The sequence below is a fragment of the Nocardioides montaniterrae genome, from assembly GCF_054782655.1.
This window is the reverse complement of sequence record NZ_BAAGSB010000002.1, coordinates 435,456-450,003: the sequence shown is the minus strand read 5'-3', so window position 1 is coordinate 450,003 and position 14,548 is coordinate 435,456. Positions and strand designations below refer to the sequence as shown.

Here is a 14,548-nt window from a genome sequence, read left to right as displayed (position 1 = left end):
CCGACATACTGCGGTCATGGCCGACGACCGCCCCGTGATCATCCTCGTCTCGGAGCACCACACCGACTTCGTTCGCGACGAGTTCGGGCGCTACGCCCGCGACTACGACCTGCACGCCGCCGCCACGGCCGCCCAGGCCGAGGCGACCGCACGCACCCTCACCGCCGACGGCCGCCAGGTCGCCCTCTTCGTCACCGAGTCCCGCCTCCCCGACGCCCCCACGATGGCCGCCCTGCACAGCTGGCGGGTCGCCGTACCGACGGCACGACGCCTCGTCGCCGCCCACTGGGAGCACTTCCTCGAGGACGCCGAGGCGCTGCGGACCGGTATGACGACCGGCAAGTACGACGCCTTCCTGCTCATGCCCCGAGGCCAACGGGACGAGGAGTTCCACGGCGCCGTCTCCGAGCTCCTGTCCGACTGGGGCTCGACCGTCGCCGCACCGCTCGTCATCGCGGCCGAGATCATCGCGCCGCCGGACGACCGCCTCGCCAACGAGATCCGCGAGTTCCTCGACCGGATGGGCATGCCCAACGCCGTCCACGCACCCGACTCGCCCGAGGGCAGCGCCGCCGTCGAGGAATGGAAGGGAGCGGGCAACGCGCAGACGTTCCCCCTGGTCCGCAACATCAGGACCGGCCTCACCGCACCGACGAGCGTCCGCGAGGTCGCGGCGAGCATGTACGGCCGACCCGACTCGATCGACCCCGAGGGCGCGCACACCGTCATCGACGTCTGCATCGTCGGCGCCGGACCGGCGGGCCTGGCCTCAGCGGTGTACGCCGCCTCCGAGGGACTGACCACGGTCGCCGTCGAGATGGGCGCCATCGGCGGCCAGGCCGGGACCAGCTCGATGATCCGCAACTACCTCGGCTTCCCCCGCGGCATCTCGGGGATGCGGCTCGCACAGCGCGCCCGCAACCAGGCGATCCGCTTCGGGACCCGCTTCTTCACCGGCTGGGAGGTCACCGGCCTCACCCCCGGCGCGGGCAACGCACCGCACGTCCTGCACACCGAGGGCGGCGACGTGCACGCCCGCACCGTCGTCCTCGCCACCGGCGTCACCTACCGCAAGCTCGGCATCGAGCCGCTCGAGGACCTGCTCGGCCTCGGCGTCCACTACGGCAGCGCCATGTCCGTCGCGCGCGAGATGGAGGGCGGTGACGTGGTCGTCGTCGGCGGCGGCAACTCCGCCGGCCAGGCCGCGCTGCACCTCGCGCGGTTCGCACGGTCCGTGACGATCGTCGTACGCCGGGAGAGCCTCGAGACGACCATGTCGGCGTACCTCATCAAGGAGCTGACGTACCACCACCGGATCACCGTCCGCCCCTGCACCGAGGTCGTCGACGGCGGCGGCGAGGGGCGGCTGGGATGGCTGACGTTGCGTGACAACCGCGACGGCACCACCGAGGACGTGCCTGCCATCGGGCTGTTCCTGCTGCTCGGCGCGGAGCCACGCAGCGAGTGGATGGGTGACCACATCGGCCGCGACAAGGACGGCTACGTCCTCACCGGCCGCGACGTCCCGCCCGAGCACTGGGTGGACGGCGTACCTCCGCCGAGCCTGTGCACCACGGTTCCCGGCGTCTTCGCGGTCGGCGACATCCGCTCGGGCTCGATGAAGCGCGTGGCCGCCGCGAGCGGCGAGGGCGCGTCCGTCGTACCTCTCGTCCACGCCCACCTCGGCGGCCTCTGACGGCCTCGTCTCACTGAGAGTGACCGATGGGTCACTCTCAGTGAGACGAGACGGTCCTAGGGTGTGCGCCATGGAGACCTCGCAGGAGCAGCCGGCTCCGGTCCGCGCGATCGCGAACGCGATCGCCGGCTGGATCGACCGCCTCGGCGTGGTGTGGGTCGAGGGGCAGGTCGCGCAGATCAGCCGCCGACCCGGCATGCAGACGGTCTTCATCACGCTGCGCGACTCGATCGCCGACATCTCGGTCCCGGTCACCTGCAGCCGCGTGCTGTTCGACGGCCTGGAGACCCCGGTGACCGAGGGGGCGAGCATCGTCATCCAGGCCAAGCCGTCCTACTGGGCCAACCGCGGCACGCTCTCCCTGCAGGCCCGCGTGATCAGGATGGTCGGCCTGGGCGAGCTGCTCGCGCGCCTCGAGCGCCGCCGCCAGCTGCTGGCCGCCGAGGGGCTGTTCGCGCTCGAGCGCAAGCGCCGCCTCCCGTTCCTCCCCCACCGCGTCGGCCTGGTCACGGCCGCCAACAGCGCCGCCGAGCGCGACGTGCTCGACAACGCCCGTCGCCGATGGCCCGGCGTCGAGTTCGAGATCGCGTACGCCGCGATGCAGGGCCACCGCTGCGCCGAGGAGGTCATCGAGGCCGTACGCCGCCTCGACGCCCACCCGGACGTCGACGTCATCGTCATCGCCCGCGGCGGCGGGTCGATCGAGGACCTGCTCCCGTTCTCCGACGAGGGCGTGGTGCGCGCCGTCTTCGCCTGCCGTACGCCGGTGGTCAGCGCGATCGGCCACGAGCAGGACTCCCCGCACCTCGACCTGGTGGCCGACGTCCGCGCCTCCACACCCACCGACGCCGCCAAGCTGGTCGTCCCCGACGTCCTGCAGGAGACCGCCGGCATCACCGCAGCGCGCGACCGGATCCGACGACGCATGACCGACTGGCTCGACCAGGAGCAGGCCCGCCTCGACGCGATCCGCTCACGCCCGGCGCTCGCCGACCCGCGCAACCTGCTCAGCGCGCGCACCGACGAGGTGGCGACCCTGCGCGCGCGGATGCGACGTACGCTCGCGCACCGGCTCGACCGCGCGGCCGACGACATCACCCACCAGCGGGCGCGCGCCCGCGCGCTCTCACCCCTCGCCACCCTGCAGCGGGGGTACGCCGTCCTCCAGGACGCCGACGGTCACGTCGTCACCAGCGTGGCCGGCGCGAGCGCGGGCGCCGCGATGAGCGTGCGCGTCGCCGACGGCCGCTTCCACGTCACCACCGAGAAGATCGAGCAGATCGAGGAGACCCATGAGTGAGACCCCGTCCTACGAGGACGCGCGTGCCGAGCTGATCGAGGTGGTCCAGCAGCTCGAGGCCGGCGGCACCAGCCTCGAGGAGTCCCTCGCGCTCTGGGAGCGCGGTGAGAAGCTGGCCGGCGTGTGCCAGGAGTGGCTCGACGGTGCCCGCAAGAAGCTCGACGCCGTCGTCGACGCCGAGTCGTAGGTCGAGACCTACCTCTTCTCGGGCAGCAGCTTCGTGGTGAGCACGTCCACGACCTGCTGGAGCTGCTCGGCCGGGGCGGAGCCGTAGACCAGCACCTTCAGCCGCCCGACGACCGCGCCGTAGCCGGTGTCACCGCCGTCGTCGCGGAAGCCGTCCCAGTGGCGGGCGAGCGGCGCGGCGATCTCGGCGGGCACGGTGTAGTCCGCGGCGTCGACGGCGTCCTTGTCGATGCCCTCGTGGACCAGCTGCGCGATCGGCGCGACGTGCGCGACGCGGATCCCGATGAAGTCGTGCTCGCCGTGGAGCAGGTCGATCTCGAAGCCGTCGTTGTCGTCGGGGACCTGGGCCTGGGTGGCGATGTACCCCTCCGGGAGGCGGGTCGGGTAGACCGGCTCGAGCCGCGGCTGCGCGTCGCGCACCGCCTGCAGGTAGTCGATGGGCTGCGGCTTGATGTCGGTGCTGTGCCGGAACATCCCCATGAACACCAGCAGGCCGCCGACGACCACGACCGTGGTGACCAGCGCCGCGACCAGGCCGAAGGGCGTGCGGTTGTACTTGCCGGGCCGGCCGGTCTGCTCCGTGGTGCTCATCGCGCCCCATTCTCCCCGGAGTCGACAAGAGACCCGACGGCGCCCGCCCTTCGGTCGCATCTACGCCGATATCGCCATCAGATCGCCGCAGGTGCGACAATCGCCCGGTGACGACGTACCGCATCTCCGAGACGTCCGACCTGCTCGGCGTCTCCCCCGACACGGTCCGCCGCTGGGTCGAGGCCGGTCGCCTGAGCGCCCACACCGTCGACGGTCGTACGTCGATCCCGGGGCCCGACCTCGCCGCGTTCGCGGCCTCGCTCATCGACAGCGGTGAGCGCGAGCGGATCGGTGGCACGGGCATCAGCGCCCGCAACCGGATGCGGGGCCTGGTCACCAAGGTGACCAAGGACAAGGTGATGGCGCAGATCGAGATGGTGTGCGGGCCCTACCGGATCGTCTCGCTGATGAGCGCCGAGGCAGCGACGGAGCTCGGTCTCGAGCCGGGCGCGCTGGCCGTCGCGTCGATCAAGTCCACCAACGTCGTCGTCGAGCGGCCCGCCCGATGAGGCGCCTGATCGCCGCGGCGGTCGGCCTGGTCCTGGCGCTGGCACTGACCGCCTGCGGCAGCGACCGCACGACCTTGCGGATCCTGGCCGCCTCGTCCCTGACCGACGTGTTCACGCAGCTGGCCAAGACGTTCGAGGCCGAGCACCCGGGCGTCGACGTACAGCTCAGCTTCGGTTCGAGCACCGACCTCGCCGCCCAGGCGAAGGACGGCGCGCCCGGCGACGTGCTCGCCACCGCCGACCACGACTCACTCCTGGCCGCCGGCCCAGCGGCCACCGCGCACGACGGCGCCTTCGCGACCAACGTCCTGGTCATCGCCACCGCGCCCGGCAACGCCGACCACATCCGCTCGCTCGCGGACCTCGCGGGCCACGCCTGGGTCCGCTGCGACCCGGCCGCTCCCTGCGGGAAGGTCGCCGACGAGGTGCTCGCCGCCCAGCACGTCACCACCCGGCCGAAGAGCGACGAGCCCGACGCCCGCGCGACCCTCGACAAGGTGGTGAGCGGCGAGGCCGACGCGGCTCTCGTCTACGCCAGCGACGCGCGCTCGGCAGGCAGTGCCGTGACGGCGGTCCCGATCCCGGGCGCCGACAAGGCGAAGGCCGACTACTTCATCAGCCCGCTCGACCAGAGCGCGCACCTCAGCCTGGCCACCGGATGGACCGACCTGGTGCTCAGCCGCTACGGCCGGAAGGTGCTGACCGCCGCAGGATTCGGCACCCCGTGAGTCGCACCCTCGGCCGCCCACCGCTGCCGCTGCTGGTCCTCGCGGCCGCGGCGGTCGCGGTCGTCGTGCTGCCGCTGGCGGCCCTCGTCGCCCAGGCCCACCCGGCCGCCGTCCTCGACGCCCTCGGGTCGCGGTCCGTGCGCGAGGCGCTGTGGCTCTCGCTGCTCACCTCCGTCGCGGCCACCGCGATCTGTGGCGTGCTCGGCCTGCCGCTGGCGTGGGTGCTGGCCCGGGTGCCGTTCACCGGCAGCCGCGTCGTGCGCGCGATCGTGATGGTGCCGATGCTGCTGCCGCCCGTCGTCGGCGGCATCGCGCTGCGCTCGGCGTTCGGTCGCAGCGGCGTCCTCGGCAAGCCGCTGCTGGACGCCACCGGCTTCGCGTTCCCCTACACGACCTGGGGTGTGGTCCTCGCCCACGTCTTCGTCTGCCTGCCGTTCGTGGTGCTCGCGATGGAGGGTGGCCTGCGTGCCGCCGGCCAGGAGTACGACGCCGCCGCGGCGACCCTCGGCGCCTCCCGCTGGCACGCCTTCCGGCGGGTGACGGTCCCGCTGGCACTGCCCGGGATCGGCGCGGGCCTCCTGCTCGGGTGGGCGCGCTCGCTCGGCGAGTTCGGCGCGACGATCACCTTCAACGGCAACTACCCGGGCACCACCCAGACGATGCCGTCACTGACGTACGTCGCCCGCGAGTCCGACCCCGACGCCGTCGTCGCGCTCAGCCTGGTGATGCTCCTCGCCGCCGTCGCGATCCTCCTGGCGCTGCGGGACCGCTGGCTGGTGGCCCCATGAGCGGGTTGACCGTCGACCTGGCGGTGCCAGGGCGGCTGTCGGCGTCGTTCAGCGCCCCCGCCGGATCGGTGGTCGGCGTGGTCGGCCCCAACGGCGCCGGCAAGTCGACCCTGCTCGCCGCCCTGGCTGGCACCGTCTCCTGCACCGGGTCGGCCGAGCTGGACGGCGTCGACCTCCTGACGCTCGCGGCAGCCGACCGACAGGTCGGACTGGTCTTCCAGGACCGCCGGTTGTTCCCGCACCTGACCACCATCGAGAACGTCGCCTTCGGGCCGCGCGCCCGCGGGGCCTCCCGCGCCGCCGCCCGAGCCGCCGCCGGCGACTGGCTGGCGCGCCTGGGCGCCACCGATCTCGCCGACCGCCGCGTCACCGAGCTGTCCGGCGGCCAGGCCCAGCGCGTCGCCCTCGCCCGCGCGCTCGTGACCGAGCCACGGCTGCTCCTCCTGGACGAGCCGCTGACCGGGTTGGCCACCGACGCCGCGGACGAGCTGCGGACCCTGCTGGCGACGCACCTCTCGGCGTACGCCGGCGTCGCGCTGGTCGTCTCGCACGACGCCCGGGACATCGAAGCCCTCACCGACCGTCTCCTCCGTGTGGCGGGCGGAGAGGTGCGCGAGGAGAGCCGATAAGGTTCGGGTCATGGAGCGCCTTCGCGTCGAGCCCGATGCCCCCGACCGCAACCTCGCCCTCGAGCTGGTGCGGGTGACCGAGGCCGCGGCGATGGCCGCCGGCCGCTGGGTCGGCAAGGGAGACAAGAACGGCGCCGACGGCGTGGCCGTCGAGGCGATGCGGGTGATGATCTCGTCCGTCTCGATGAACGGCACCGTCGTCATCGGCGAGGGCGAGAAGGACGACGCCCCGATGCTCTACAACGGTGAGCAGGTCGGTGACGGCACCGGTCCCGAGTGCGACATCGCGGTCGACCCGATCGACGGCACCACCCTGACCGCCAAGGGCATGAACAACGCGATCGCCGTGATGGCCGCCTCCCCGCGCGGCACGATGTACGACCCGTCGGCCGTGTTCTACATGGAGAAGCTCGTCACCGGCCCCGAGGCCGCCGACGTCGTCGACATCCGCCTGCCGATCGCCGAGAACATCGCGCGCGTCGCCAAGGCCAAGAACTCCGGCGCGGAGGACGTCACCGTCGTCCTGCTCGACCGCCCCCGCCACGAGCAGATGGCGCGCGAGATCCGCGAGGCCGGTGCGCGCATCAAGTTCATCTCCGACGGCGACGTCGCCGGCGCGATCATGGCCGCCCGCCCCGACACCGGCATCGACCTGCTGCTCGGCATCGGCGGCACCCCCGAGGGCATCATCGCCGCGTGCGCGATGAAGTGCATCGGCGGCACCATCCAGGGCCGCCTGTGGCCCAAGGACGACGAGGAGCGCCAGCAGGCCCTCGACGCCGGCCACAACCTCGACCCCGACTTCGTCCTCCACACCGACGACCTGGTCACCGGTGACGACGCGTTCTTCGTCGCGACCGGCATCACCGACGGCGAGCTGATGAAGGGCGTGCGCTACCGCTCCGGCGGCGCCACCACCGACTCCCTCGTCATGCGCTCCCGCTCCGGCACCGTCCGCCGGATCACCTCCGAGCACCGCCTGTCCAAGCTGCGGGCCTACTCGGCGATCGACTTCGACTGATTCGTTGGTCGAGTAGTCCGAGCCGCTGGGCGAGGACGTATCTTCGCTGGTCGAGTAGTCCGAGCCGCTGGGCGAGGACGTATCGAGACCATCGACGGAGGTTGGTTTCGATACGGCGCTCGCTGGCGCTCGCACCTACTCAACCAACGAGCTAGTTCGATACGGCGCTCGCTGGCGCTCGCACCTACTCAACCAACGAGCTAGCCAGTCGCCTCGAGCGACCCACCACCCCGCTGGGCCAGAAGAGCCGACACGACCTCGTCGCCGACCCGCGGGTCGAAGGCCATGCCGATGTGCGAGGCGAGGACCTCGACGGCCGTGCCCTGGCGGTCGATGCAGGCACGCCAGTCGACGATGCCGTCGCGGCGGGAGTAGATGTTGGTCATCGCCACGTTGCCGCGCAACGGCTCGCGCGACTCCGAGAAGCTCAGGTGGGCGCAGCGACCGGCGACGCAGTCGGCCGACATGACCCCGGGGATGCCGGCCTCGCTCATGCGGTTCAGCAGGCGTACGCCGCTGGTGAGCAGTCCGTGGTGCGCGGCGGGCGCCGCCATCGGGGAGCCCATGGTGACCACTCCCGCGACCAGGTCGGGGCGGCGTACGACGAGACCGCGCGCGATCATGCCGCCGAGCGAGTGACCCACGATCTGGACGCGCTGACCACGCCGCGCCACGATCGACTCGAGCCGCGACTCGACGATCGCGGCGGCGTTGATCGTGCACGAGACGTTCGCGTGGATCGAGGAGCGGTAGGTGCGGAAGCCCTCCCGGCGCAGCCGCTCCGCCAGGCCGACCAGCGTCCAGTCCCCCGCGAGGAACCCGGGCACGAGCAGGATCGGGTCGGCGTCGCCGCCACCGACGGGTCGGCGTACGAGCCCCACCCCGCGACGTACGACGGCGCGCCCGGCCTCCTCAACCACGCGGCGCTCGTGCAGCAGCGCGGAGAGCCGCGGACGGGCGTAGCCCTCGGGCAGCAAGAACGGAGCGAGAGTGTGACTCACGCCACGGATGCTAGCCCGAAGCAAGCACGAAATGTCGGACGTCCGAGGATCAGCGGTCACACTGGATGCATGACCGGTCCCACGCCCCTCCCCGTCCAGGTCTCCCCCGAGCTGTTCGCGCCGGTGTCGCCGGACCTCGAGCTCTGCTACCAGACGTACGGCGATCCGGCGGACGAGCCGCTGCTGCTGGTGATGGGCCTCGGCGGCCCGATGACGTGGTGGGACCCGCTGCTCTGCGAGGACCTCGCACGGCTCGGCTTCTTCGTGATCCGCTTCGACAACCGCGACACCGGCAAGTCCACGCGCAGCAAGGGCAAGGTCGGGCCCAGCCACCTCGTGCGGGCGTTCCTGTGCCGACGGGTGAAGGCGCCGTACTCCCTCTCCGACCTCGCCGCCGACGCCTTCGGGCTACTCGACCACCTCGGCATCGACGCCGCGCACCTCGCAGGCGTATCGATGGGCGGCATGATCGCGCAGACGATGGCGATCGAGGCGCCGCAGCGCGTGCTCAGCCTGACCTCGATCATGTCCTCGACGGGCCGCCGCTCGGCCGGCTGGCAGCACCCGTCGCTGATCCCGACGCTGCTGATCAACCGCGGCCCCAGCCGCGAGGCCTACATCAAGGGCGCGGTGAAGGTGTGGAACCTGATCGGCTCCCCGGGCTACCCGACGACCGACGAGCAGCTGGCCAAACGCGCCGCCGACACCCACGACCGCGGCGTCTCCCAGGCCGGCGTGCTGCGCCAGATGCTCGCCGTGCTCACCCAGCCCGACCGCACCGCCGACCTCGGCCGGCTCACCATGCCCGTCTCGGTGCTCCACGGCATGGACGACAAGATGGTCCACATCTCCGGCGGACGTACGACGGCCGCGGCGGTCCCCGGTGCCGAGCTGCACCTGATCGCCGGCATGGGCCACGACCTCCCCGTCGAGCTGCACACGACGTTCGCCCGCGCGATCCGGCGTACGGCGGACCGGGCGACCTCGCGTCGCGTTCAGCCCTCGACGTAGACGCTGGCGCCGAGCTCGACGAACTCCTCGGACTTCTGCTTCATCCCGAGGGCGGCGTCCTCCTCCGACATCTCGGCACCGAAGCGATCGCGGACGTCCTGGCTGATCCGCATCGAGCAGAACTTCGGGCCGCACATGGAGCAGAAGTGCGCGGTCTTGGCGTTCTCCGCGGGCAGCGTCTCGTCGTGGAACGCCATGGCCGTGACAGGGTCGAGGCTCAGCGCGAACTGGTCGTGCCAGCGGAACTCGAAGCGGGCCTTGGACAGGGCGTCGTCCCAGTCGCGGGCGTTGGGGTGGCCCTTGGCGACGTCAGCGGCGTGGGCGCTGAGCTTGTAGGTGATCACGCCGGTCTTCACGTCGTCCTTGTTCGGGAGACCGAGGTGCTCCTTGGGGGTGACGTAGCAGAGCATCGCCGTTCCGTGCATCGCGATCGTCGCGGCACCGATGGCGCTGGTGATGTGGTCGTAGCCGGGCGCGATGTCGGTGACGAGCGGGCCGAGCGTGTAGAACGGCGCGCCGTGGCACCAGTCCTGCTGCATCTCGACGTTCTCCTGGACCAGGTTGAGCGGGACGTGGCCGGGGCCCTCGACCATCACCTGGACGTCGTGCTCCCAGGCCCGCTTCGTGAGCTCGGCGAGGGTGCGCAGCTCGCCGAGCTGGGCCTCGTCGTTGGCGTCGGCGGTGGCGCCGGGGCGCAGGCCGTCGCCGAGGCTGAAGGCCACGTCGTACTTCTGGAAGATCTCGCAGATCTCGTCGAAGTGCGTGTAGAGGAAGTTCTCCTCGTGGTGGGCGAGGCACCAGCCGGCCATGATCGAGCCGCCGCGGGAGACGATGCCGGTCACCCGGTTGGCGGTCAGCGGGACGTAGCGCAGGAGCACGCCGGCGTGGATCGTCATGTAGTCGACGCCCTGCTCCGCCTGCTCGATGACGGTGTCGCGGAAGATCTCCCAGGTCAGCTTGTCGGCCTCACCGTTGACCTTCTCCAGCGCCTGGTAGATCGGGACCGTGCCGATCGGGACCGGGCTGTTGCGGATGATCCACTCGCGCGTGGTGTGGATGTCGTCACCGGTGCTGAGGTCCATGACGGTGTCGGCGCCCCAGGTGATCGCGTGGGTGAGCTTGTCGACCTCCTCGGCGATGGAGCTGGTGACGGCGGAGTTGCCGATGTTGGCGTTGACCTTCACCAGGAACCGGCGGCCGATGATCATCGGCTCGGACTCGGGGTGGTTGACGTTGTTCGGGATGATCGCGCGGCCAGCGGCGACCTCGCTGCGGACGAGCTCCTCGGGGCAGCCCTCACGCTGGGCGACGTACGCCATCTCCGGGGTGACGATGCCCTGCTTGGCGTAGTGCATCTGGCTCAGGTTCTTGCCGGGGAGGGCACGGCGGGGCTTGTAGGCGCGGCCCTGCCACTGCTCGCGGTGCGTGCCCGACCGCAGCGCCTGGCGGCCGTTGTCGAGCAGCTGTACCTCGCGGCCGTCGTACTCCTCGGTGTCGCCGCGCTCCTCGATCCACTGCTGGCGCAGGAGCGGGAGGCCGACCTCCGGCTCGGAGCCGGGGCCTGAGGTCGTGTAGCGGTCGAAGGTCTCGCTGTTGGTCAGCGCGACGCGCGTGACGGGGACCTGCAGGTCGCCGATCAGCACGCGGGTGTGGGCGGGGTGGACTTGCTGGGTCATGGGGTTCCTCCATCGGTGGACGGGCTGGTCGAGGTCAGGTGGGCAACCGGGCCGCGACCGCGACCGATCCGCCAGGTGCGGCCGACGTCCAGCTGCTGCGAGACGTACGCCGCGGCACGGGCTGCCGCCGTGGGGAGGTCGGCGCCGTGCGCGAGGTGCGCTGCGAGCGCCGAGCCGAACGTGCAGCCCGTGCCGTGGTCATTGGTGGTGTCGATCGGTCCGCCGCGGGTGACGTGGATGTGCGGGCCGACCGGGTGGCCGAGGCGTGCGTGCTCCTCTGCGTTGGGGGTCGCGACGGTGGCGACCGGGATGAGGTGGTCGCGGTAGGCGGCGACGACCTCGTCGTCGGCGAAGCTCACGCCGGTGGTGGCGCTGAGGACGGGGTCGACGACGAGGGTGAGGTCCTTGCAGCGCTCGGCGACGAGGCGCACGACCTCGGCGGACCCGAGCATCCCGGTCTTGACGACCTGGGGGCGCAGGTCGGCGAGGACGGCATCGAGCTGCTGCTCGACGATCTCGATCGGGACCCGGTGGATCGCGTGGACCGCCGTCGTGTCCTGGACGGTGACCGCCGTGACGACGCAGGTCCCGTGCACGCCGACGGCGGCGAACGTCGTGAGGTCGGCCGCGAGCCCGGCGCCTCCGCTCGGGTCGGTCGCCGCGATGGCGAGGACGACGGGCGGGGTCATGCGGTGGCCTCCAGGAGCTGCTCGACCACCCGTGCCGGGTCGCCGGCGGCCATGACGGCGCCCATCACCGCGACGCCGTGCGCGCCCGCCTCGCGGGCCGCGCGGGCGTTGGCCGGGGTGATGCCGCCGAGGGCGTAGACCGGGATCGCGTGGCCGGCGAAGGCGGCCGCCGGCAGCGGGGTCCGGCCGGGCTTGGAGCCGCCGTCGGCGTACGGGCTGAGGAAGGCGTACGCCGCCCCCTCCCCCGCCGCTGCCCGCAACTGGTCGACGGAGTGGCACGAGCGGCCCCAGGGGTGCGGGCTCCTTGCTTGCATGCATGCAAGGTCGTCGTGGTGGCTCCTTGCTTGCATGCATGCAAGGTCGTCGCGGTGGTTCCTTGCATGCATGCAAGCAAGGTCGTCACGGTCGCTCCTTGCAGGCATGCAAGCAGGTAGGTGGACCGCGGTCCCACCCGGCAACGGGGTCCGGGCCGAGATGACGGTCGCGCCGACGCCGACGAGCGCCTCGACGAGGGACGCTCGCGCGGTCTCCGGCTCATCCAGCTCGCGCACCACCACGTGGGTCAACCCGACCGACACGCACTCGGCGATCGTGCGCACCAGGCCGCGGCCCAGGGCGAGCTGGGAGCGGTCGGTCAGCACCATCAGCCGGGGCCACCGGTCGTCGAGGTCGCCGAGGTCGCCGAGGTCGCCGAGGTCGTCGAGGTCGCCGAGGTCGCCGAGGCTCACGAGACCAGCCCCGTCGTCGGCGAGGACGCCCGGGCCACGGCCCGCCGCGGGATCCGTCCCGCAGCTCGCGCGGCCGCGCCCGCCTCCACACCCAGCCGGAGCGCCCGCGCCATCATCACCGGGTCCTCGGCGCGCGTCACGGCAGAGGCGGCCAGCACCGCGTCACAGCCCAGCTCCATCGCCAGGACCGCGTCCGAGGCCGTCCCGACACCCGCGTCCAGGACGACCGGCACCGACACCGCCGCCCGCACCGCGGCGATCGCATGCGGGTTCAGCACGCCGAGCCCGGATCCGATCGGCGACCCCAGCGGCATCACCGCGGCACATCCGACATCCGCCAGTCGCCGGGCGAGCACCGGGTCGTCGGTCGTGTAGGGCAGCACCACGAAGCCGCGGCGTACCAGCATCGAGGCGGCCTCGAGCAGCTCGACCGCGTCCGGCATCAGCGACACCTCGTCGCCGATCACCTCGAGCTTGACCCACGACGTCCCGAGGGCCTCGCGCGCCAGCTCGGCGGTCAGCACCGCCTCCTGCGCCGACCGGCAGCCGGCCGTGTTCGGCAGCACCCTCACCCCGAGCCGCGTCAGCGTGCCGAGGAGCCCGCCGGCCGACGTTCCGGACGTACGCCGCATCGACACCGTCACCAGCCCCGGGGCGGCCGCCGCGACGACCGGCTCGACCAGCTCGGGCCGCGGCAACCCACCGGTCCCGAGGAACAACCGAGACACGAGCGTCTCGCCCGCGATCACCAGGTCAGCCACCCTGCACCGCCGTCACGATCTCGACCCGGTCCCCGTCGCGCAGCGCTGTCGAGCGGTGCTCGGCGCGCGGCACGACGGTCCAGTTGAGCGCGACCGCGATCCCGCGGCACTCCTTCGGAAGGACGTCAGCGACCACCGCACCCGCAGCCACCGAGCGCTCCTCACCGTTGACGACCACGTTCACACCGCACTCCCCTCGAGCTCGAAGCGCCGCGGATCCACCGCGGGATCCACGTCCGCACCCTCGACGGCATCCGCCACCAGGCGGGCGGTCAGCGGCGCCAGGAGCACGCCGTGCCGGAAGTGGCCGGCAGCCAGCACGACCCGCTCGTCGGTGGTCGGCCCGGTCGAGACCTGACCGATCAGCGGCAGGTTGTCCGGCGTACCGGGCCGGTCCCGCGCGATCGCCTCCCGCACCTCGGCCCGATCCAGCCCGGGGAACAGCTCGCGGGCCGCGGTGAGCAACCGGGCCACGCCCTCCACGGTCGCGACCGGAGGCCCGTCGTGCTCCTCCGACGTCGCCCCGATGACGACCTCGTCGGAGTCCGCCCTCGGCACCAGGTAGACCGGCTCGCCGTGGACCAGCGCCCGCACGGTCCCCGCGGGCCGTCCCGCGGACAGCCCCACGCGGACGATCTCCCCGCGCACCGGACGCACCAGGTCGTCGTACGGCGCCGGCAGCCGCGCGCCCGTCGCCACGACCGTCACGTCGAACCCACCGTTGGTTGAGTAGGAGCGAGCGCTGGCGAGCGACGTATCCAAACCGACAGCCTCCACCCGCTCCAGCAGCGCGGCGACCACAGCCCGCGGATCGACCGAGTGGTCGTCCGGAAGCAATGCCCCACCGACGACCCGCCCCAGGCCGGGCTCGCGGGCCAACAGCTCCCGCCGACCACACGACTCGACCGCGACACCGGACGCAGCCAGCAGCCCGACCTGCCGGTCGATCTCCTGCAGGTCGCCGTGGTCCGCAGCAGCGAGCACCGTCCCCGACGCGAGCAGCGGCACCCCCAACGCCGACGCGAACGAAGGCCACGAAGCGGCGGACGCCAGCCCCAGCCGGAACATCGCGGCCTCGCCGTGCCACAGCTCGCCGGCGGGCGAGAGCATCCCGGCGGCGGCGTACGACGCCCCCGACCCGGGCGCCGGATCGACCACCGTCACCGAGTGGCCGCGGCCCTGGAGCTCCCACGCACACGCCAGCCCGATGATCCCCGCGCCGAGCACCCGCACC

The 14,548-nt window shown here is 72.3% G+C and carries 16 protein-coding genes and 1 pseudogene; 9 read left to right on the top strand and 8 right to left on the bottom strand.

Annotated elements, in window-relative coordinates; genetic code table 11:
- Positions 1–16: 16 nt before the first annotated feature.
- The 3 genes from ACYVJ3_RS05670 (at position 17) to ACYVJ3_RS05660 (ending at position 3,183) form a co-directional block, all read left to right on the top strand.
- On the top strand, positions 17–1,696 hold the full coding sequence (locus ACYVJ3_RS05670; protein WP_460851555.1) for an NAD(P)/FAD-dependent oxidoreductase: 1,680 nt from the start codon (positions 17–19) through the stop codon (positions 1,694–1,696).
- Positions 1,697–1,766: 70 nt separating this feature from the next.
- Positions 1,767–2,996 (top strand): exodeoxyribonuclease VII large subunit, encoded by a 1,230-nt coding sequence (gene xseA / locus ACYVJ3_RS05665; RefSeq protein ID WP_460851553.1) that lies wholly within the window; start codon positions 1,767–1,769, stop codon positions 2,994–2,996.
- The gene (locus tag ACYVJ3_RS05660) at positions 2,989–3,183 is read left to right on the top strand and encodes an exodeoxyribonuclease VII small subunit (protein WP_460851552.1); all 195 of its coding nucleotides are present in this window, start codon (positions 2,989–2,991) and stop codon (positions 3,181–3,183) included. The genes xseA and ACYVJ3_RS05660 overlap by 8 nt, the downstream gene beginning before the upstream one ends.
- An 8-nt stretch (positions 3,184–3,191) precedes the next feature.
- On the opposite strand, the gene ACYVJ3_RS05655 is transcribed toward ACYVJ3_RS05660, so the two are convergent.
- The gene (locus ACYVJ3_RS05655) at positions 3,192–3,773 is read right to left on the bottom strand and encodes a DUF4245 family protein (RefSeq protein ID WP_460851550.1); all 582 of its coding nucleotides are present in this window, start codon (positions 3,771–3,773) and stop codon (positions 3,192–3,194) included.
- A gap of 107 nt (positions 3,774–3,880) precedes the next feature.
- On the opposite strand from ACYVJ3_RS05655, the gene ACYVJ3_RS05650 reads away from it, so the two are divergent.
- Genes ACYVJ3_RS05650 through glpX form a run of 5 tightly spaced genes read left to right on the top strand, consistent with a single transcriptional unit; the run spans position 3,881 to position 7,448 of the window.
- Positions 3,881–4,282 carry a TOBE domain-containing protein gene (locus ACYVJ3_RS05650; protein WP_460851548.1) on the top strand — a complete coding sequence of 134 codons (402 nt, stop codon included), beginning with the start codon at positions 3,881–3,883 and terminating at the stop codon, positions 4,280–4,282.
- Positions 4,279–5,010, top strand: a complete 732-nt coding sequence (gene modA / locus ACYVJ3_RS05645; protein WP_460851547.1) for a molybdate ABC transporter substrate-binding protein — start codon at positions 4,279–4,281, stop codon at positions 5,008–5,010. Before ACYVJ3_RS05650 ends, modA begins: the two co-directional genes overlap by 4 nt.
- Positions 5,007–5,798 (top strand): ABC transporter permease, encoded by a 792-nt coding sequence (locus ACYVJ3_RS05640; RefSeq protein WP_460851545.1) that lies wholly within the window; start codon positions 5,007–5,009, stop codon positions 5,796–5,798. The genes modA and ACYVJ3_RS05640 overlap by 4 nt, the downstream gene beginning before the upstream one ends.
- On the top strand, positions 5,795–6,427 hold the full coding sequence (locus ACYVJ3_RS05635; RefSeq protein ID WP_460851544.1) for an ATP-binding cassette domain-containing protein: 633 nt from the start codon (positions 5,795–5,797) through the stop codon (positions 6,425–6,427). Before ACYVJ3_RS05640 ends, ACYVJ3_RS05635 begins: the two co-directional genes overlap by 4 nt.
- A gap of 10 nt (positions 6,428–6,437) precedes the next feature.
- Positions 6,438–7,448 carry a class II fructose-bisphosphatase gene (gene glpX, locus ACYVJ3_RS05630; RefSeq protein WP_460851542.1) on the top strand — a complete coding sequence of 337 codons (1,011 nt, stop codon included), beginning with the start codon at positions 6,438–6,440 and terminating at the stop codon, positions 7,446–7,448.
- Positions 7,449–7,648: 200 nt separating this feature from the next.
- On the opposite strand, the gene ACYVJ3_RS05625 is transcribed toward glpX, so the two are convergent.
- Positions 7,649–8,449, bottom strand: coding sequence for an esterase/lipase family protein (locus ACYVJ3_RS05625; protein ID WP_460851540.1), 801 nt, complete (start codon positions 8,447–8,449; stop codon positions 7,649–7,651).
- Positions 8,450–8,518: 69 nt separating this feature from the next.
- Between ACYVJ3_RS05625 and ACYVJ3_RS05620 the strand changes: the two genes are divergently transcribed.
- Positions 8,519–9,460 carry an alpha/beta fold hydrolase gene (locus tag ACYVJ3_RS05620; protein WP_460851539.1) on the top strand — a complete coding sequence of 314 codons (942 nt, stop codon included), beginning with the start codon at positions 8,519–8,521 and terminating at the stop codon, positions 9,458–9,460.
- Here ACYVJ3_RS05620 and thiC read toward each other — a convergent pair.
- The 6 genes and pseudogenes from thiC to ACYVJ3_RS05590 all read right to left on the bottom strand — a co-directional run.
- Entirely contained in the window at positions 9,445–11,136 is a 1,692-nt protein-coding gene (gene thiC / locus ACYVJ3_RS05615; RefSeq protein ID WP_460851538.1) for a phosphomethylpyrimidine synthase ThiC, read from the bottom strand. The genes ACYVJ3_RS05620 and thiC overlap by 16 nt on opposite strands.
- Entirely contained in the window at positions 11,133–11,825 is a 693-nt protein-coding gene (thiD, locus tag ACYVJ3_RS05610) for a bifunctional hydroxymethylpyrimidine kinase/phosphomethylpyrimidine kinase (protein ID WP_460851537.1), read from the bottom strand. The genes thiC and thiD overlap by 4 nt, the downstream gene beginning before the upstream one ends.
- On the bottom strand, positions 11,822–12,553 hold the full coding sequence (locus tag ACYVJ3_RS05605) for a thiamine phosphate synthase (protein WP_460851535.1): 732 nt from the start codon (positions 12,551–12,553) through the stop codon (positions 11,822–11,824). Before ACYVJ3_RS05605 ends, thiD begins: the two co-directional genes overlap by 4 nt.
- Entirely contained in the window at positions 12,550–13,305 is a 756-nt protein-coding gene (locus ACYVJ3_RS05600; RefSeq protein WP_460851712.1) for a thiazole synthase, read from the bottom strand. The genes ACYVJ3_RS05605 and ACYVJ3_RS05600 overlap by 4 nt, the downstream gene beginning before the upstream one ends.
- Before the next feature lies 1 nt (position 13,306).
- Positions 13,307–13,498 carry a sulfur carrier protein ThiS gene (gene thiS, locus ACYVJ3_RS05595; protein WP_460851534.1) on the bottom strand — a complete coding sequence of 64 codons (192 nt, stop codon included), beginning with the start codon at positions 13,496–13,498 and terminating at the stop codon, positions 13,307–13,309.
- A gap of 116 nt (positions 13,499–13,614) precedes the next feature.
- Positions 13,615–14,541, bottom strand: a pseudogene (locus ACYVJ3_RS05590) (FAD-dependent oxidoreductase); the annotation flags it as partial.
- Positions 14,542–14,548 lie beyond the last annotated feature (7 nt).

What these genes read in the sequence shown, in the direction of transcription:
- ACYVJ3_RS05670 (WP_460851555.1), top strand. Translation starts at nt 17, where the DNA reads ATGGCCGACGACCGCCCCGTGATCATCCTCGTCTCGGAGCACCACACC.
- xseA (WP_460851553.1), top strand. Translation starts at nt 1,767, where the DNA reads ATGGAGACCTCGCAGGAGCAGCCGGCTCCGGTCCGCGCGATCGCGAAC.
- ACYVJ3_RS05660 (WP_460851552.1), top strand. Translation starts at nt 2,989, where the DNA reads ATGAGTGAGACCCCGTCCTACGAGGACGCGCGTGCCGAGCTGATCGAG.
- ACYVJ3_RS05655 (WP_460851550.1), bottom strand. Translation starts at nt 3,773, where the DNA reads ATGAGCACCACGGAGCAGACCGGCCGGCCCGGCAAGTACAACCGCACG.
- modA (WP_460851547.1), top strand. Translation starts at nt 4,279, where the DNA reads ATGAGGCGCCTGATCGCCGCGGCGGTCGGCCTGGTCCTGGCGCTGGCA.
- ACYVJ3_RS05635 (WP_460851544.1), top strand. Translation starts at nt 5,795, where the DNA reads ATGAGCGGGTTGACCGTCGACCTGGCGGTGCCAGGGCGGCTGTCGGCG.
- glpX (WP_460851542.1), top strand. Translation starts at nt 6,438, where the DNA reads ATGGAGCGCCTTCGCGTCGAGCCCGATGCCCCCGACCGCAACCTCGCC.
- ACYVJ3_RS05620 (WP_460851539.1), top strand. Translation starts at nt 8,519, where the DNA reads ATGACCGGTCCCACGCCCCTCCCCGTCCAGGTCTCCCCCGAGCTGTTC.
- thiC (WP_460851538.1), bottom strand. Translation starts at nt 11,136, where the DNA reads ATGACCCAGCAAGTCCACCCCGCCCACACCCGCGTGCTGATCGGCGAC.
- thiD (WP_460851537.1), bottom strand. Translation starts at nt 11,825, where the DNA reads ATGACCCCGCCCGTCGTCCTCGCCATCGCGGCGACCGACCCGAGCGGA.